Source organism: Methylosinus sp. C49 (assembly GCF_009936375.1).
GTDB lineage: Bacteria > Pseudomonadota > Alphaproteobacteria > Rhizobiales > Beijerinckiaceae > Methylosinus.
The window spans coordinates 200,516-216,819 of the sequence record NZ_AP022332.1 but is presented as its reverse complement, the minus strand read 5'-3'; the positions used below and the strand labels follow the sequence as shown (position 1 = coordinate 216,819).

Annotated in this window: 17 protein-coding genes; 8 read left to right on the top strand and 9 right to left on the bottom strand. The window is 67.0% G+C overall.

From position 1 onward, the window contains the following. Positions 1 to 202 precede the first annotated feature (202 nt). From GYH34_RS01025 to GYH34_RS01000, 6 genes are all read right to left on the bottom strand, one after another. The gene (locus GYH34_RS01025; protein WP_161911973.1) at positions 203 to 706 is read right to left on the bottom strand and encodes an energy transducer TonB; all 504 of its coding nucleotides are present in this window, start codon (positions 704 to 706) and stop codon (positions 203 to 205) included. 27 nt (positions 707 to 733) lie between these two features. Then, complete coding sequence (locus GYH34_RS01020) at positions 734 to 1,102, bottom strand: hypothetical protein (protein WP_161911972.1); 369 nt, start codon at positions 1,100 to 1,102, stop codon at positions 734 to 736. Between the two features lie 27 nt (positions 1,103 to 1,129). After that, complete coding sequence (locus GYH34_RS01015; RefSeq protein ID WP_161911971.1) at positions 1,130 to 1,849, bottom strand: hypothetical protein; 720 nt, start codon at positions 1,847 to 1,849, stop codon at positions 1,130 to 1,132. After that, positions 1,846 to 2,385 carry a biopolymer transporter ExbD gene (locus tag GYH34_RS01010; RefSeq protein ID WP_161911970.1) on the bottom strand — a complete coding sequence of 180 codons (540 nt, stop codon included), beginning with the start codon at positions 2,383 to 2,385 and terminating at the stop codon, positions 1,846 to 1,848. Before GYH34_RS01010 ends, GYH34_RS01015 begins: the two co-directional genes overlap by 4 nt. Next, positions 2,385 to 3,026, bottom strand: coding sequence for a MotA/TolQ/ExbB proton channel family protein (locus tag GYH34_RS01005; RefSeq protein WP_036293052.1), 642 nt, complete (start codon positions 3,024 to 3,026; stop codon positions 2,385 to 2,387). The genes GYH34_RS01010 and GYH34_RS01005 overlap by 1 nt, the downstream gene beginning before the upstream one ends. Before the next feature lie 171 nt (positions 3,027 to 3,197). Further along, complete coding sequence (locus tag GYH34_RS01000) at positions 3,198 to 3,587, bottom strand: DUF2946 family protein (RefSeq protein WP_161911969.1); 390 nt, start codon at positions 3,585 to 3,587, stop codon at positions 3,198 to 3,200. 139 nt (positions 3,588 to 3,726) lie between these two features. On the opposite strand from GYH34_RS01000, the gene GYH34_RS00995 reads away from it, so the two are divergent. Both GYH34_RS00995 and GYH34_RS00990 read left to right on the top strand, forming a co-directional pair. Further along, positions 3,727 to 4,092: a DUF2946 family protein gene (locus tag GYH34_RS00995; protein ID WP_161911968.1), complete on the top strand. Its 366-nt coding sequence runs from the start codon at positions 3,727 to 3,729 to the stop codon at positions 4,090 to 4,092. Positions 4,093 to 4,172: 80 nt separating this feature from the next. Beyond that, complete coding sequence (locus GYH34_RS00990; RefSeq protein WP_161911967.1) at positions 4,173 to 6,677, top strand: TonB-dependent receptor; 2,505 nt, start codon at positions 4,173 to 4,175, stop codon at positions 6,675 to 6,677. A gap of 67 nt (positions 6,678 to 6,744) precedes the next feature. Here the strand turns inward: GYH34_RS00990 and gor are convergent, their stop codons facing one another. From gor to rpiA, 3 genes are all read right to left on the bottom strand, one after another. Then, positions 6,745 to 8,112 (bottom strand): glutathione-disulfide reductase, encoded by a 1,368-nt coding sequence (gor, locus tag GYH34_RS00985; RefSeq protein ID WP_161911966.1) that lies wholly within the window; start codon positions 8,110 to 8,112, stop codon positions 6,745 to 6,747. A gap of 92 nt (positions 8,113 to 8,204) precedes the next feature. After that, a complete protein-coding gene (locus tag GYH34_RS00980) occupies positions 8,205 to 8,756 on the bottom strand; it encodes a DUF2059 domain-containing protein (protein ID WP_161911965.1) in 552 nt (183 codons plus the stop codon). Positions 8,757 to 8,804: 48 nt separating this feature from the next. Further along, on the bottom strand, positions 8,805 to 9,521 hold the full coding sequence (gene rpiA, locus GYH34_RS00975; protein ID WP_161911964.1) for a ribose-5-phosphate isomerase RpiA: 717 nt from the start codon (positions 9,519 to 9,521) through the stop codon (positions 8,805 to 8,807). Between the two features lie 306 nt (positions 9,522 to 9,827). Here rpiA and GYH34_RS00970 point away from each other — a divergent pair, with 306 nt between their 5' ends. The 6 genes from GYH34_RS00970 to GYH34_RS00945 all read left to right on the top strand — a co-directional run bounded on the left by GYH34_RS00970 (position 9,828) and on the right by GYH34_RS00945 (position 16,213). Then, positions 9,828 to 10,550, top strand: coding sequence for an ABC transporter ATP-binding protein (locus GYH34_RS00970; RefSeq protein WP_161911963.1), 723 nt, complete (start codon positions 9,828 to 9,830; stop codon positions 10,548 to 10,550). Then, positions 10,547 to 12,028: a DUF3526 domain-containing protein gene (locus GYH34_RS00965; protein WP_161911962.1), complete on the top strand. Its 1,482-nt coding sequence runs from the start codon at positions 10,547 to 10,549 to the stop codon at positions 12,026 to 12,028. Before GYH34_RS00970 ends, GYH34_RS00965 begins: the two co-directional genes overlap by 4 nt. A gap of 8 nt (positions 12,029 to 12,036) precedes the next feature. Further along, positions 12,037 to 13,488, top strand: coding sequence for a DUF3526 domain-containing protein (locus GYH34_RS00960; RefSeq protein ID WP_161911961.1), 1,452 nt, complete (start codon positions 12,037 to 12,039; stop codon positions 13,486 to 13,488). A gap of 298 nt (positions 13,489 to 13,786) precedes the next feature. Beyond that, positions 13,787 to 14,773: an ABC transporter substrate-binding protein gene (locus GYH34_RS00955; protein ID WP_174242431.1), complete on the top strand. Its 987-nt coding sequence runs from the start codon at positions 13,787 to 13,789 to the stop codon at positions 14,771 to 14,773. Next, on the top strand, positions 14,770 to 15,525 hold the full coding sequence (locus GYH34_RS00950; protein ID WP_161911959.1) for an ABC transporter permease subunit: 756 nt from the start codon (positions 14,770 to 14,772) through the stop codon (positions 15,523 to 15,525). Before GYH34_RS00955 ends, GYH34_RS00950 begins: the two co-directional genes overlap by 4 nt. Next, entirely contained in the window at positions 15,476 to 16,213 is a 738-nt protein-coding gene (locus GYH34_RS00945) for an ATP-binding cassette domain-containing protein (protein WP_161911958.1), read from the top strand. Before GYH34_RS00950 ends, GYH34_RS00945 begins: the two co-directional genes overlap by 50 nt. The last annotated feature ends 91 nt before the right edge of the window (positions 16,214 to 16,304 follow it).

Below are 16,304 nucleotides of genomic sequence, written 5' to 3'. Positions count from 1 at the left end.
CGACATATCCGTCCGCGCCTATCTCGATCTCCGCGTCGACCCGTCCTGCGGGATGCGGCGCCGGAAAGCTCTGTCTCGCCAAAGTCGCATTCACGAGCGCGACATAAACATTCGGTTGCCGCGACTCGGCGCCGAGGGCGGCCCCCGCGCAGAGGAAGAGCGCTATCGCGAGGGCCGAGGATTTCATGAATCTTCCCGCCAATCAGTGGAAGTTGAATTCCTGCACCGCGGAGAAGGAGCCGCCGGGCGGCGACACGGTGTGAACCGCGGCGAGGATTTGATTGACGACGGGCTCGAGCGCCGGATTGGAGGCGCTCTGCACCTTGTGCGACACGACGCGGCCGCCGGCGCCGATCGTGAAGGCGACATGGATGGAGCCGGTCTGCGCGTCGGAGGCCTTCGGCGTGTGGCGCTTGATCTCGGCGGCGAGCAGCTTGACATAGGCCTGCTTGGAGAGGGCGGGCTTCGCCTTCTCGGCTTGCTTCTTGTCCTTGCTCTTGTCCGCGTCCTTGCTCTTTTCCTTGTCGGCGGCCTTTTGCGGCTTTGCCTTGGGCTTGGCTTCCGTGGCTTTGTGCTCGGCCACTGCGGGAGCGGGAGCAGGCGAGGCGGCGGATTCGGCCGCGGCGGGAGCCGCCGCTTCGCCCTCGACCGCGAGAGCGGAGCCGGAGACGAGCCCGGCGATCATCAATATCGCGATTCTTTTCATTGAACGTCCCTCGATCTTTTTTTGCGCTCAGTTGAAGTGAAAACTCTGGGAGGCGACAAAGGCCCCGTCGGGCGGCGGCGGCGCGCGGAGCGATTCGATGATCCGCCGCGCCAGGGTCGCGTGAGCGGGCGATGAGCCCGAGGCGGCGATGATCGTAATGCCGCCGCTTTTCCCGACGAGGAATTTACAAATCGCAGCGCCGCGGCCGATGGTCACTCGCCGTGGCGTGTGGCGACGGATCGCCTGCGCCAGCAGCGATTTGTACATGTGATCCGCCGCCGAAGCCGACGCATTCGCCGCCGGCTCCGCGGGAGCGCGCGGCTTTGCGGCGGCGTCTGCTGCGGCGAGGACGGAGACGGACATCAGACCGGCGATCGTCAGCGATGACAATCTCATTTCGCGTCTCTCGATCTTTTCGTCGCGTCAGTTGGCGTGGAAGTGGAAGCTCTGACTTGCGACGAACGATCCGCCGGGAGGCGGCGGCGCATGGACCGAGCCCAATATTCGCCGCGCGAGAGCGGCATGGGCGGGCGACGAGCCGGAGACCGAGATGCTGGTGATGCCGCCGCCGGCTGTCACATGGAAGGTGCACTGCGCCGTGCCCTCGCCGAGCCCTGCTGTGCCGGGCGTGTGGCTGCGGATCGCCGCCGCGAGCAGCGCCTTATAGGCGCTCTGCGACATGCCATTGCTCTGTGACTGCCCTTCCGGCGCGCCCAACCTGCGCTGAGCGACGGCCTCGCGCTTCTTATCGCGGTCGACGTCCTTCTTCTTCTCGACGATCTTCTTCTTTTTCTCGACGATCTCTTTCTGCTGCGGCAGCGACGGCGCATCGGGCGCCATCACTTGCGGCGGCGGAATAGCGAGATCGGGCTGCTCGATCTCCTCGGGCGGCGGCGGCTCCTCTTCCGCGGCGCTCACTTCCTGCGCTTCGAAGAAATCGCCCTGCGGGATGAGCTCCATGCTGACCGAGTCGAGGCTGGCGATGCTCGGCACCGCGAGTTTCAGCAGAAGCCAGCCGATCGCCGCATGGGCGACGATGACGCCTGCGAAGCTCGCCGGCCGCAGCCAGCCGGGTCTGACGGGCGGCGGGGCGCCGATGGGCGTCCGCTCGTGCTCGAAGGAGGAGAGGATCGCATCCGTCATTTCGCCGCCCCTCCCGCGGGAACCGCCGCCGCAGGAATCGCCGCCGCAGGAGCGGCCGGGCTCGCCGCAGCGGGCTTCGCTCCAGCGGCTGCGGCCGGCGTCGCCGCGCCCTTGGGCCGCGAGTCGGTGAGTATGGCGATATGGGTGATGCCATTGGTCGCCAATTTGTCCATCACGGCGATCACCTCGCCGTAATTGGCCTCCTTGTCGCCACGCACATGAACGATGCGGCTCGTGTCGGAGCCCATCATCGCCTTGATGCCGTCGACGAGCGCCTCGGGCGAAACTTCATCGGCGCCGAGCGCCACCTTGCCGTCCTTGGAGACGGCGACGACGATCGGCTCCTTGGGATTGAGCGGCTGCGCCGCCTTGGACTGCGGGAGATTGACCTTCATGCCCTTGGCGAGCAGAGGCGCCGTCACCATGAAGATGATGAGCAGCACCAGCATGACGTCGACGAGCGGCGTCACATTTATCTCGGCGAGCGGCTGATAGAGGCTGTCGCCATTCTTGAAGCGCGTCGGAAGTCCGGCCATCACGCGGCCTCCCGCTTTCTAGCTGTCACGATGTGGCCGCTGGTGGCGTCGAGCGCCTTGTCCTCGACATAATGGGCGACCTGCTGGCCGGCGCGCGCGAAAGCCGCGCCGATGCGGTTATAGCCGACCGAAGCGGGAATGGCGGCCGCGAGGCCATAGGCGGTGGCGGCGAGCGCCTCGGCGATGCCCGGCGCGACCACCGCGAGGCTGGTGTCTTGCGATTGGGCGATGCCGGCGAAGCTGGTCATAATGCCCCAGACGGTGCCGAACAGGCCGACGAAGGGCGCGACAGAGGAGATGACGGCGAGATTGGGCAGGCCACCCTCCGCCTTGGTCATCAGCTCGCGCCCGACGCGGCTCATGATCTCGGCGACGCGCTCGCGCTTCTCGCCGATGGACTCGCCGGGAAGATCGAAGGAGGCGGCGTGCTCGCCGGCGGCCTCGATCGGCGCGAGCAGACCGGCCGGGCCGCCCGAGCGTGCGGCGCGCGCCGATTTGCCGATGCGCGCGACGGCGACGACGCCCTCGACGATCAGCACCCAGGTCCAGACCGACGCCAGCAGCAGGACGGCCATGACCACCTTGCCCACGGGGCCGGCGTTCAGGAACATGGTGACAGGAGAAATTGAGCCGTAATCCATAGGACGCACTCGCGCTTGGGGTTCCCCGATCGCACGGCGGCCGCCGTCGATCAGCGTTTGTTGTTGTTGATTATTTTGTTCGTCTGACGGCGGCGATTCGCTCGAACGGGGAGGCGCCGTCGAAACCCTTTTCGTCGCTCCCGCGCGTATCGGCGCGGAATCGGACTGTCGTCAGGAGAGAGCCACGCCAGCGGCGGGCGGCGCTCGGGCGCCATTGACGGCTTGCGACAAAGCAAAAGGCGGCGGCGCGGCGGCGAAGGCGCGATAGACCGCGGGACGCGCCGCGGTCTCGCGGCGCAGGGCGACCGAGATGCGGTCGGGAAGAACGGCCGGACCAGAATGCGCGGCGAGGCAGCAGGGGCATCGCGCGCCTTTCTTGACAGGACTGTCCGGCGTTCCGTCGCGCGTATCGGAGAGCACGTCATGGCACACGCTGCGGGCGGCGACCTGCGCGCCCGCGCGTCCATCGGCGGGCGCGCTCGCAACGCGATGCGGCGCGCCAGAAACGAGGAGGGCGAAAATGAGCGCGCAAACAGCGGCGATCGCGCAGATCGCGCGCATTTCTCTGCGCTGTCCCCCCGTGTGTGACATAAATGTCTCTTAACGGATTTTTTAACTTCTGACAATCTGCGGGGTCTTGGAATTATTTGACGAAGCGCGCTAATTCGAAGCTGGTTTATCGATAGAGTTAACGCGCGCGATGGCGGCGATCGCCAAGCTCCTCTTCCTTCTCGCCCTGCTGGGCCAGGCGCTGACCGCGCCTCTCGGCGGCATGCGCGCGCATGGCGAGGCGGCGCGCCTCTGCCTCGTCGCCCATGTCGAGGCGGGCGAGCCATCCGCTGAGATCGGCAAGCAAGCGCCCAAAAGCGACCAATCTCATCGGCATGGCGGCTGCGCTTTCTGCGAGCTCGGCGCCGGGGCGCCCCCGCTTCTGACCACAATGGCGTGGGTGGCGACGCAGCCCCCTCGCGCGCACGCCGCCGGCGCCATCTTCGCCTTCGCCGGCGCGCCTTTCTCGCGCGACGACGACAATGCGCCGACCCGCGCGCCGCCTCCCTTCTCCTGACGCGACAAAGCCGCGGCGCAAAAAGCGCCGCAATTCGACGCGCGCCCTCGAAGAGAGGGCGTCAGGGAAGGACATCACAAATGTATCGCCACCATCTGCTGCGCGGCGTCTCCGCCGGCGCGCTCTTCATCGTCTGCTCCGCCGCCATTCTCCCGGCCCGCGCCCAGGAGTCGCTGCCGACGATCGACATCAGCGGCGAGGGGCAGCCCGCGCAGTCGCGCCGGCCGGCGCCGGCCTCCGTGTGGTCGCCCACTCTGCCGGACGGCAAGCCGGCCTTCGTGCAGAAATTCGATCTGCCGAACACCGTCGCCAGCGTGACCCGCAAGCAGATCGACGAGACGATCAACGTCATCGACACGGAAGACGTGGTCAAATATCTGCCGAGCCTGTTCGTGCGCAAACGCAACAATGGCGACACGCAGGCCGTGCTGCAGACGCGCACCTGGGGCGTCTCGTCGAGCGCCCGCAGCCTCGTCTATGCCGACGATCTCCTGCTCACCGCCCTCATCGGCAATGACAACAGCATCGGCGCGCCGCGCTGGGGCCTCGTCGCGCCGGAAGAGATCGAGCGCGTCGACATGCTCTACGGGCCGTTCTCGGCGCAATATCCGGGCAATTCGATGGGCGGCGTGCTGCAGATCACCACGCGCATGCCCGACAAGCTGGAAGTCACCGCCAAGCAGAGCGTCTCGCTGCAAGACTTCTCGCTCTATGGAACGAGCAGACTGTTCCACACCGAGGTGACGAGCGCCTCCGTCGGCGACAAGATCGGCGATTTCTCCTGGTTCCTCACCGGCAATTACGCCCATGGCACGACGCAGCCGCTCACCTATGTGACGTCGAGCAGCCTCTATGGCTGGCCGGGCGCCTATTTCGGCAACACAAAATTCGGCGGGCCGGCCACCGTTCTCGGCGCCACCGGCAATCTCGAGAACGATCAGGTCAACGCCAAGCTGAAATTGGCCTACGACTTCTCGCCGACCATTCGCGCGACCTACACGCTCGGCTTCTGGAGCAATGACGGAACCTCTATCCCGCAATCCTATGTCTCCGGCGGCCTGCAGGCCTTCGGCGCGACGAGCGGAACGGGCAGCATCGGCTCCTCGGCGATGCAGAGCTTCGCCAATGGCTATTACCGCGTGCAGGAGAAAATGCTCACCAATGCGCTCGCGGTGAAATCCAACAGCGGCGGCCCCTTCGACTTCGAGGTCTCGGCCTCGCATTTCACCTATCTCCAGTCCGATCAGCGCTCGCCCTACACGGCCGCGCCGGTCGGCTATTCCTCGACCGGCAAGGATGTCCGCTACAACGGCACCTATTGGACGCTGCTCGACCTCAAGGGCATTCTGCGGCCAGACGGCGTTCTCGCGGGCCACGACATCAGCTTCGGCCTGCATGGGGATCAGTTCCATCTGAACAATCCCACCTGGCTCACCACCGATTGGACGAGCGGCATGGCCTCGTCCTATGGCGTCGCGGCCTCGATCGGCAATGGCACGACGCGCACCCAGGCTCTATGGGCGCAAGATTCGTGGAAGATCTCGAAGGAGTTCAAATTCACCGTCGGCGGCCGCTGGGAGCATTGGGCGGCGACGGATGGCTATAATCAGTCGCTCGGAAGCATCAAAGCCAATGGCTTCGGCTCGACCGCGACGGCGGCGAGCATGCTGCCGATCTATCAGCCCAATCTCTATCACACGCGCTTCTCGCCCAAGGGCTCGCTGCAATGGACGCCGGACGAGGATTGGACGATCACCGGCTCGATCGGCCTCGCCAATCGCTTTCCGACGGCCAAGGAGCTCTATAATCTGACGACGATCCCGGGCGCGACCGGAACGGTGGTCAATCCCAACCCCAATCTGCGGCCGGAAGTGGCGCTCAGCAAGGAGCTCGCGGTCGAGCGCAAGATCGCGGACGGCTCCGTGCGCGTCTCGCTCTTCGACGAGGAAGTGCGCGATGCGATCATCTCGCAGAGCACTTTCGTCACCGGGCAGAACTTCACCGCCTCGCAGACGACCAATGTCGATCGCGTCCGCAACAGCGGCGTCGAGCTGGCGGCGCGCAAGGACAATGTCGTCGTCAAAGGGCTCGAGCTCGTCGGCAGCGTGACCTATCTCAACGCCCGCGTCATTTCCGACAGTAAATGGGCGCCGTCGGGCGGCACGAACTACGACAATTGGGCGCTCTCTGTCGCCGGCAAGCGCGTGCCCAATGTGCCGGATTGGCGGGCCACCATGCAGGCGACCTATCGGCCGGACGATCATTGGGCCTTCACGGTCGCCGCCCGTTATCAGGGCCAGATGTGGACGACGCTCGCCAATAACGACATCGCCCATGGCGTCTATCAGAGCTTCGACCGCTTCTTCGTCGTCGACACGAAGATCCACTACAAGTGGAACAAGCACATCAGCTTCGACTTCGGCATCGACAACATCGGCAATTACAAATACTTCCTGTTCCATCCGTTCCCGCAGCGCACATACACGATGTCGGCCAAATATGAGTTCGGGCGCGACAAGGGCGAGCGCGGCATATTCTTCGAGGGAGACGAGCCGCCGCTGTTCGATGTGTCCTTCGTGAAGTGAGGCGACGAGGCGATCCGGGAGTTTTTCGGATCGCCTCTCGATATCGCGAGCGTTCGGGCTCGCTTTTTTATTCGACGATGCGGCTCGGCGTGCGCATCGTCACCAGCTCTTCGGCGAGCGTCGGATGCAGCGCCATCGTCGCGTCGAAATCGGCCTTGCGCGCGCCGAGCCGCAGCGCAATGGCGAGAAGCTGCGCCATCTCTCCCGCCTCCGGCCCCAGAATATGCACGCCGACGACGCGATCGCTGGCGGCCTCGACCAAAATCTTCATGAAGACTTTTTCCGCGCGCTTCGACAGCGTCGCGCGCATCGGCCGGAAGCTGGTCTCGAAGACCTCGAGGCGGCCGTATTTCGCATGCGCCTCGGCCTCGCCGAGGCCGACGGTTCCGATCTCCGGCGTGGTGAACACGGCCGTCGGCACCAGCTCGTGACTGACGCGGACATCCTTGCCGCCGAACACAGTGTCCGCGAAGGCGTGCCCCTCGCGAATGGCGACGGGCGTCAGATTGATGCGGTCGGTCACATCGCCGACGGCGTAGATGGACGGAACATTGGTGCGCGAATACTCATCGACGATGATCGCGCCGCTCTCCTTCATCGCGACGCCCGAAGCCTCGAGCCCGAGGCCCTGCGTCAGCGGCGCGCGGCCAGTCGCCAGCAGAGCGGCGTCAATGTCGAGCCGCGCGCCATTCTGCAGCGTCGCGACGAGTCCGCTCGCGGTCTTCTCGAGCGCGGTGGGCAGAGCGCCGCGGTGAATCTCAATGCCCGCACCGACGAGCCCCTCGTCCAGCAGACGTCGCAAATTCTCGTCGAAGCCGCGCAAGGGCAGATCGGCGCGCAGCGACAAATGCACCTTGGAGCCCAATCGCGCGAAGACGCTGGCGAACTCCACGGCGATATAGCCGCCGCCGACGACGAGCAGGCTCTTCGGCAGTTCCGGCAGATCGAAAATCTCATTGGAGGAGATGGCGTGCTCGAGGCCCGGAATGTCCGGCCGCAACGTCGGCGCGCCGCCGGCGGCGACCAGAATGTAACGCGTCGAGACGCGCCTGCCGCCGGCGAAGGACACTTCATTCGGCCCGGCGATCATGCCGCGCTCGCGAATGACCTCGACGCCGGCCTTCTCAAGATTTTGCGCATAAAGGCCGGAGAGGCGGGTGATCTCCGCCTCCTTGGCGGCGACCAGCGCCTTCCAGTCGAACGCCACTTCGCCGACGCGCCAGCCGAAGCCGGCGGCATCCTCGAAATCATCATGGAAGCGGCTCGCCATCACATAGAGCTTTTTCGGCACGCAGCCGCGGATCACGCAGGTTCCGCCGATGCGGAACTCCTCGCATATCGCGACTTTCGCGCCATAGCCGGCGGCGATGCGCGCCGCGCGAACGCCGCCCGAGCCTGCGCCTATGACGACGAGATCATAATCATGCTCTGCCATTTCGAACCCCGGAATCTGCGACCCGAGGGGGAAAGGCCCGCACGGGTCCCGCCAGAGCTCGCCCGCTCCAGATTTCTCCGTTCATGGGGCGGCTAGAGCTCGTGGCCCTTCTTGCGCATCTCTTCGCGCACGCGCGTCATCATGTCGACGGAAATCTTCTGCGACCACGCCTGCATGGCGACGAACATGTCGCTCATCAGCACCGGCTGCATGCCGACATATTTGCGGCCCGAGGCGCTCTTGAAGAAAGCGGCGACATCCTCGAGCTCCTTTTGCGAGAAGCGCTGCGTGTAGAGCTGCGCGGCGCTGTCGATCATCTCCTCGACCTTCTTGTCGAATTCGGGCCGCACGGCGGCGAGGACGAGATTGAGGTCCGGCACCATTTCGGGCCGCGTGCGCGTCACCGAAAGGGCGATCTGCTCGAGATATTGCGGAATGATGAGCCGGAAAGACGAGGCGACGCCGGAATCGACGAGAACCGCTCGCGCCAGCGCCAGCTGCGCCGGCGTGGCCGCGACTGTCGGAGCGGAGGCGACGGGCGGCGAGACGGCCGCCGCAGGGGCGGCGCTCGGCCGCTGCTCGGCGGCGATGGCGGCGGTCGCCAGAAGGATTGCGGCGAAACCGATCGTCAGGCGAAAAATCACTCGGGACGTCTCCTCGTGAAACCAATTCGGCGGCTTTGCGTCGCTCGGTCACGCCGGGTCCAGCCGGCCGAGCGTTGCAACGCCGTCGCGGCCGGCGACGACCGCCGCCGTGGCGAGGCCGATGAACAATCCATGCTCGACGACGCCGGGAATGGCGGAGAGACGATCGGCCAGCGCGTCGGGATCGGAAATCGCGCGGAATGCGCAATCGAGGATCAAATGGCCGCCGTCGGTGACGAAAACATGGCCGTCCGGCGTCAGTCGCGGGCCGACGGTCCCGGCGAGGCCGAGATCGCGCGCGACGCGCTCCACATGCAGCCGCGTCGCCTTCGCGCCGAAAGGATCGATCTCCACCGGCAGCGGGAAGGCGCCGAGCGTTTCGACCTTCTTCGATTCGTCGGCGATGACGATGAAGCGTTTCGACGCCGCAGCGACGATTTTTTCCCGCAGCAGCGCGCCGCCGCCGCCCTTGATGAGGCGCATTTTCGCGTCGAGCTCATCGGCGCCGTCGACGGTGAGGTCCAGCTCCGGCGCCTCCTCCAGCGTCGCCAGCGGCACGCCCAGCGCGGCGGCCTGCGCGCGCGTGCGCTCGGAAGTGGGCACGCAGAGCACGTCGAGCCCGGCTTTCACCTTCGCCCCGAGCAGATCGACGAAATGCGCCGCTGTGGAGCCCGTGCCGAGCCCGAGCCGCATTCCCGGCGTAACGGCCTCGAGGGCCATGGCGGCCGCCTGTCGTTTCAGCTCATCGGCGGAAGGGGCGGGCATGGCGGCGTCCTCTGTCGGTCGATCGGGAGAATGCCCGATAGTCGTTTCGCCGGCCGAAAGCAACGGCGGCGGGGAGACGCTATCGGCGGCGGAGCAATTGACAAGCGAGCCGTTGGCATGAAAAACTTACACGAATTGCATACGACAGGGCGGAGGCCAGCACTGCCGATCGGGCGTGACTGCGCTGTCGTATCATGCGAGCGCGCGCCGATGTGATGCCGGGTCGGACGGGCGCTTCGAAGCGACTTCCCACGCCATGCGCGGAAAGCTGCGAGAACAGCCCTCGGCGTCGGGAGGCGATTTCGCATGTTGGAAGCGCGCGAGCTGACCAAGAGATATGAGGGCAAGGCGGATCGCCCCGCCCTCGACCGGCTGAATCTGCATATTCCCGGCGGCGAGGCCTTCTGCCTGCTCGGCCCCAATGGCGCCGGCAAGACGACGACCGTCAATCTCTTCCTCAATTTCATCGCGCCGACTTCCGGCCACGCGCTGGTCGGAGGCGTCGATTCGGCGCGCGAGCCGCTCGAGGCGCGGCGGCGTCTCGCCTATATCCCGGAGACCGTCATGCTCTATGGCGCGCTCACCGGGCTCGAGAATCTCGAATATTTCACCGAGATCTCCGGCGGCCGTCGCCACGCGCGCGACGAATTGCTGGCGCTGCTCGCAGAGGCCGGGCTCGCGGAGGAGGCGGCCTTCCGCCGCGTCGCCAGCTATTCCAAGGGCATGCGGCAGAAGGTCGGCGTCGCCATCGCTCTCGCGCGGCGCGCGCAGGCGCTGCTGCTCGACGAGCCGACCTCCGGCCTCGATCCGCTCGCCGCCAATGAATTCGCCGCTCTGGTCGAGAAGCTGCGCAAGCAGGGCATGGCCATATTGATGGTCACGCATGATCTCTTCCTCGCCAAGCAATGCGGCACGCGCATCGGCGTGATGCAGGCGGGCCGGCTCGTCTCCGTCTTCGGCGCCGACGACGTCGATCATCTCGGCCTCGAGCGCGCCTATCTCGAGCAGTTCAGAGGAGCGGCCGCATGAGCGAGATCGTCGTCGCGAAAGCGCCTGCGACGCAGGCGCCAGCCGGCCGTTGGCGCGTCGCCCGCGCCGTGGCCTATAAGGAATGGGCGGAGCTGCGCCGCGACAGCCGGCTCGCTTGGCTGTTCGGCCTCGTCTTCCTGCTGATGCTGGGCGCGCTCGCTTTCGGCGCCGCGCAGCATATGCGGCTGGATCGCGAACGCGCCGCCGCCGCCGCGACCGACCGCGCGCTGTGGACGGGGCAGGGCGCGAAGAATCCGCACGCCGCCGCGCATTTCGGCCAATACGCATTCAAGCCGCAGAGCCCGCTGGCGCTCGCCGATCCGGGCGTCGACGCCTATGTCGGCGAGGCCGTCTGGCTGGAGGCGCATAGACAGAACGAGGCGCAGTTTCGCTCGGCGCGCGACGCCGGCGTCGGCGCGCGGCTCGGCGGCCTCTCCTTCGCTTTCGTGCTGCAGACGATCATGCCGCTCGTCGCCATCCTGCTCGGCTTCGCTGGTTTCGCCGGCGAGCGCGAGCGCGGCACGCTGCGCCAGCTGATGAGCCTCGGCGCCTCGCCGGTCGATATTCTCGCCGGCAAGGCGCTCGCCGCGCTCGGCGCTCTTTCGGTCCTGCTCATTCCCGCTTTCGTAGCGGCCGTGCTGGCGACGCTCTTCCTCGCCGATCATGATTTCTCCGTCGCCGATCAGCTAGAGCGTCTGCTGGCGCTCTCCTTCGGCTATGGCCTCTATCTCGCGGGCTTCGTCTTTCTCGCGCTCGGCGTGTCGGCTTTCGCCAAATCCACGCGCACGGCGCTCGTCGCTCTGCTGGCCTTCTGGCTCGCCAATTGTTTTCTCGCGCCGCGCGTGATGACAGATGTCGCCAAGCGCGCCGCGCCGCTGCCCACCGCGCTCGAATTCCGCAACGCCATCGCCGAGGACAAGAAGAAGACATTCGGCCATGACGAGACGCATCCGGCCTTCGTCGCCTTTCGCGACGGCGTGCTGGCGCAATATGGCGTCTCGCGCATAGAGGATCTGCCGGTCAATTTCCGCGGCCTCGCGCTGCGCAAGGACGACGAGAACGGCTTCGTCATTTTCGACAAGCATTTCGGCGCGCTGCAGGCCGCTTTCGACGCGCAGGACAGGCTGCGCGCGGCGCCGGGCTTTCTCTTTCCCGCGCTCGCCATGCAGCCCTTCTCGACGAGCTTCTCGGGAACGGATTCCTGGCATCAATTTGATTTCGCCACCGCGGCGGAGGCGCACAGGCGCCGCATTCAGACGGCGGCGAGCGAGGACCTCATCCATAATGCGCGCTATGGCGACGCTTCCTATGTCGCGTCACGCGATATGTGGGAACGCATCCCCTCCTTCGATTACGCCGCGCCGGCCGTTTCCTTCGCGCTCGCCCATGCGCGCGGCGATCTCGTCGCGCTCGCGCTCTGGGCCGTGCTGACCGCAGCGCTCGCCGGCTTCGCCGCGCGACGCCTCAGACCTTTGTGAGGCCCGCCATGACTCTCTCTGCGTTTCTCGCCGCATGGCGGTTCGAATGGCGGCTTCTGCGGCGCGACGCCGCCGCATGGGCCGTGCTCGCGGCGATCGCGACAATGAGCGCGCTCGCCTTTTTCGACGGCGCCGAGCGCATCGCCGCGCAAAAAGCGGCGATAGAAGATGCGCGGCGCGACGAGACGCTGCGCCTCGATGCGCTGCGCAAGACGCTCGCCGATTTGGACGCTGGCCGCGTGAAGGGCGAGACGCCGCCCTATCGCGATCCGCGCAACGCCGTCTTCGTCGGCGGCGGCTCAGCGGCGGCGGTGGCGGCGTTGGAGCCGACGCCGCTCGCGATCGTCGCCACAGGGCAGAGCGATCTTTTCCCCGCCTCGCTCAAAGTGACGAGCGGGACCAAGGACAGCTTCCTCTTCGCCGATGAGATCGAGAATCCGGCGCATCTCGCCAGCGGCTCGATCGATCTCGCCTTCGTGCTGGTCTTCGTGTTTCCTCTAGCGATTCTCGCGCTCTGCTTCGATCTTTCGGCCGGCGAGCGCGAGAAGGGCACGCTCGCCCTCACCCTCGCCAGCGCGGAGAGCCCGACCGCCGTGCTGCTCGGCAAGCTGGCGGCGCGGGCGGGATTGCCGATACTGGCGATGATCGCGGCGACATGCGCCGGCGTCTATCTTCTGCGCGGGGCCGAGCCGCTCGCTTCCTGCGCCTTCGCGCTGCTCATCGCGGCGATCTTCGCCTATGGCGCCTTTTGGGCGTTGCTCGCGGCTGTCGTCGACAGTTTCGGCAAAAGCTCCGCCTATAATGCGCTGGCGCTCATCGCGGTTTGGGCTGGCCTCACCATGATCGCGCCCGCCGCCGTCAACACGCTCGCCGACGCGCTCTATCCGGCGCCCTCGCGCTCGGAGATGACGCTCGCCGCCCGCGCCGCTGCGACCGACGCCGATCGCGAGCGCGACGCCGCTCTCGCCCGCTACGCCGAGGAGCACCCCGACGCCACGGCGACGGAGATGAAGCTCGGCGACGCGAAGGAGCGCACCATTCGCCGCCTCGCCGTGCTGGAGACAGCCAATGCGCGCGTCGAGGCGGTGATGGCGCGGCACGAAGCGCAGCTCGCCCGCCAGCGCGCGCTCGCCGACCAATTGTCCTTTCTCTCGCCGGCGCTGCTGATGTATCGCTCGGTCGCCGATATCGCCGGCTCGGGGGACCGCCGCTATGCGGAATTCTCCGCGCAGCTCGACGATTTTCACAAGCGCTGGCGCGATTTCTTCTGGTCGCGCGCCCATGCGGGCCAGTCGTTGACGCAGGCCGATTACGCCGCTCTGCCGCGCTTCCCCGCGAGCGCGGATGTGGCGAGCGCTTCGGCCGGCGTCGCCTCCGCGCTCGCCGGCGGCGTGGGGCTGCCGACCCTGCTGCTCGCCGTGCTGGCGTGGCGCGGGCTGCGGCGCTGCAAGGCGGCGTGAGCGACGCTGCGTCGCGGGCGTTTTGCGCGCCCGCCTCGGGAATTGTGCTATCCTGCGTCGTGAATAATCATCACAGAGGCGCAGGGTGAACGAGAAGTGGCGCCGGGAGAGGCGTTTCCACCTCCCCCTAGAGGGGGGAGGCCGAGCGCCGAAGGCGATCGGGAGAGGGTGTTTTCGCCGAGTCTTTGCCGTGCGACCCCACCCCGGATGGCTTCGCCATCCGACCCTCCCCCTCGAGGGGAGGGTGAAGGCGCCCGTCTCGTCGTTCACGCGAGCGCCCTTCAGAGAGGCGGGATTCATCTTGCGACCGATTTTCCAAAAGCTCCTGCTCGCGGCGCTGGTCGCGCTTCTCGCCATCGCGCCGGCGCGCGCGGCCGACCGGCTCCGCCTCGGCCTGCAGAAGACCGGCTCGGGCGTGTGGGAGCTCGCCGTCGTCTCCGCCTTCGGGCTCGATAAGGAGGCGGGGCTCGAGCTGGCGGTCACGGAGCTCGCCAATACCGACGCCGCCAAGATCGCCATTCAGAGCGGCTCCGTCGATATCGTCGTCTCCGACTGGCTGTGGGTTGCGCGCCAGCGCTCGGAGGGCGCCAAGCTCACCTTCTATCCGCATTCCACCGCCATAGGCGCGCTGATGGCGCGCGACAAAGCGGTGAAGAGCGTCGCCGATCTCTCCGGCAAGAAGCTCGGCGTCGCCGGCGGTCCGCTCGACAAGAGCTGGCTGTTGCTGCGCGCCTATGCGAAGCGCCAGGGAGTCGACCTTGAGAAGACGGCGACCATCGTCTATGGCGCGCCGCCGCTGATCGCCGAAAAGGCCGCCGAGGGCGAGCTGGACGCCGCGCTCGAATTCTGGAATTTCGCCGCCGATCTCGAGGCGCGCGGCCTCTCCCGCGTCATCGATCTGCGCAAGGTGGAGACGGCGCTCGGCGCCAAGGGCGCGCCGGTCGTCACCGGCTATGTGTTCGACGAGGGCTTCGCCGCGAACAACGCAGCGCCGCTGGCGCGCTTCTTCGCCATGATCGACAAGGCGCGCCATCTGATCGCCGCCTCCGACGCCGCCTGGCGCGTCGCCCTGCAGCGCATTCCGGCCAAGGACACCGCCGTGCTCGCGCTCTACCGCAAAAGCTATGTGGAGGGCATTCCCGCCCGCAGCGTCGCGGAGGAGCGGGAGGACGCCGCCGGCCTCTACGCCACTCTGGCTGAGATCGGCGGCGCGGCGCTAGTCGGCTCGGCGAAGACCTTGCCCGCGGGCACTTTCTACGAGCCCGCGGCGAGCGCGCTGCGGTGATCCGCCTCCTGTCGTTGGCGCTGCTGCTGGCTTTCTGGCAGGGCGCGGCGCTGTTTTCCGATCCGCGCCGCTTGCCCGGGCCGCTCCCCGTCTTCGAGGCGATCGCCCATGAGGCCGAGAGCGGCGCGCTCTTCGCCAATCTCGCGGCGACATTGGCCCGCGTCGCCGCCGCTTTTCTGCTGGCCATGAGTCTGGGCGCGGCGCTCGGCTACGCCATGGGACGGCGGCCGGCGCTGGATCGGCTGTTCGATCCCTGGCTGGTCATTCTCCTCAATCTGCCGGCGCTGGTGGTCATTGTGCTGGCCTATCTCTGGGCCGGTCTCACCGAGGCGGCGGCGGTGGGCGCGGTGGCGCTCAACAAGCTGCCCAACGCCATTGTCGTGATGCGGGAGGGCGCCCGCGCGCTCGATCACGAGCTCGATGAGATGGCCGAGGTCTTCCGCCTGCGCCCGGCCGCGCGGCTGCAGCATATCGTCTTGCCGCAGCTCGCGCCCTATATCGCGGCGGCGACGCGCTCCGGCCTCTCGCTCGTGTGGAAGATCGTGCTGGTGGTGGAGCTGATCGGCCGCTCCAATGGCGTCGGCTTCGAGATCAATATGGCGTTTCAGCTTTTCGACGTGCGTTTGCTGCTCGCCTATGCGATTCCCTTCGTCCTGCTGATGCTCGCCGTCGAAACTCTCCTGGTGCAGCCCTTTGAACGACATGTCTCGCGATGGCGCCGCCGCCCTGCTCGAGGTCAGGGTTTCGCATAAGGATTATCTTTCCGCCGGCGGCCGGCCGCAGCGAGCGCTGGAAAACTTCGCGCTTTCGCTTCCCGTCGGCCGCGCCGGCGCCGTCGTCGGCCCGTCCGGCTGCGGCAAGACCACATTGCTGCGCATCATCGCCGGTCTCGACACGGAATTTTCCGGCGCGGTGACGCTTCCCGCGGGCGGGCGGCTCGGCGTGGTGTTTCAGGAGCCGCGCCTGCTGCCTTGGCGCAGCGTCATCGACAATCTGCGCATCGCGGCGCCGCTGGCGAGCGAGCAGACGCTCGCCGCTCTGCTCGCCGCGCTGGAGCTCGAGGAGCATGCGCTGCATTTTCCCGGCGAATTGTCGCTCGGCCTCGCGCGCCGCGTCGCCATTGCGCGGGCGCTGGCGATCGAGCCCGATCTTCTGCTGCTGGACGAGCCCTTCGTCTCGCTCGACGACGCGCTGGCGCGCGATCTGCGCGCGCGCATCGCCGCGCTGATCGACGAGCGCCATGTGACGACGCTGATCGTCACCCATGATCTGCGCGAGGCGATCGAACTCGCCGACGTTATTTTTCTTCTGTCGCCACGCCCCTCGCGCGTCGGCGCGACGCTCGACGTGATGACGCCGCGCAAGCTGATGACGCGAGAGGCCGCCGATTCGCTGGAGGCGCGGGCGCGCAGGGAAATCGAGGCGATGCGCGGGCGCTGAGGCCCCCTCCCCAGCCCTCCCCCGCTTCGCGGGAGAGGGGGTACATTCGGCGCTTCATCGAAGCTTAGCGATACCTCGTCGCCTCTCTCTC

What these genes read in the sequence shown, in the direction of transcription:
- GYH34_RS01000 (WP_161911969.1), bottom strand. Translation starts at nt 3,587, where the DNA reads ATGCGCGCGATCTGCGCGATCGCCGCTGTTTGCGCGCTCATTTTCGCC.
- gor (WP_161911966.1), bottom strand. Translation starts at nt 8,112, where the DNA reads ATGGCAGAGCATGATTATGATCTCGTCGTCATAGGCGCAGGCTCGGGC.
- GYH34_RS00960 (WP_161911961.1), top strand. Translation starts at nt 12,037, where the DNA reads ATGACTCTCTCTGCGTTTCTCGCCGCATGGCGGTTCGAATGGCGGCTT.
- rpiA (WP_161911964.1), bottom strand. Translation starts at nt 9,521, where the DNA reads ATGCCCGCCCCTTCCGCCGATGAGCTGAAACGACAGGCGGCCGCCATG.
- GYH34_RS00945 (WP_161911958.1), top strand. Translation starts at nt 15,476, where the DNA reads ATGTCTCGCGATGGCGCCGCCGCCCTGCTCGAGGTCAGGGTTTCGCAT.
- GYH34_RS00995 (WP_161911968.1), top strand. Translation starts at nt 3,727, where the DNA reads ATGGCGGCGATCGCCAAGCTCCTCTTCCTTCTCGCCCTGCTGGGCCAG.
- GYH34_RS01005 (WP_036293052.1), bottom strand. Translation starts at nt 3,026, where the DNA reads ATGGATTACGGCTCAATTTCTCCTGTCACCATGTTCCTGAACGCCGGC.
- GYH34_RS01020 (WP_161911972.1), bottom strand. Translation starts at nt 1,102, where the DNA reads ATGAGATTGTCATCGCTGACGATCGCCGGTCTGATGTCCGTCTCCGTC.
- GYH34_RS01025 (WP_161911973.1), bottom strand. Translation starts at nt 706, where the DNA reads ATGAAAAGAATCGCGATATTGATGATCGCCGGGCTCGTCTCCGGCTCC.
- GYH34_RS00990 (WP_161911967.1), top strand. Translation starts at nt 4,173, where the DNA reads ATGTATCGCCACCATCTGCTGCGCGGCGTCTCCGCCGGCGCGCTCTTC.
- GYH34_RS00965 (WP_161911962.1), top strand. Translation starts at nt 10,547, where the DNA reads ATGAGCGAGATCGTCGTCGCGAAAGCGCCTGCGACGCAGGCGCCAGCC.
- GYH34_RS01015 (WP_161911971.1), bottom strand. Translation starts at nt 1,849, where the DNA reads ATGACGGATGCGATCCTCTCCTCCTTCGAGCACGAGCGGACGCCCATC.
- GYH34_RS01010 (WP_161911970.1), bottom strand. Translation starts at nt 2,385, where the DNA reads ATGGCCGGACTTCCGACGCGCTTCAAGAATGGCGACAGCCTCTATCAG.
- GYH34_RS00970 (WP_161911963.1), top strand. Translation starts at nt 9,828, where the DNA reads ATGTTGGAAGCGCGCGAGCTGACCAAGAGATATGAGGGCAAGGCGGAT.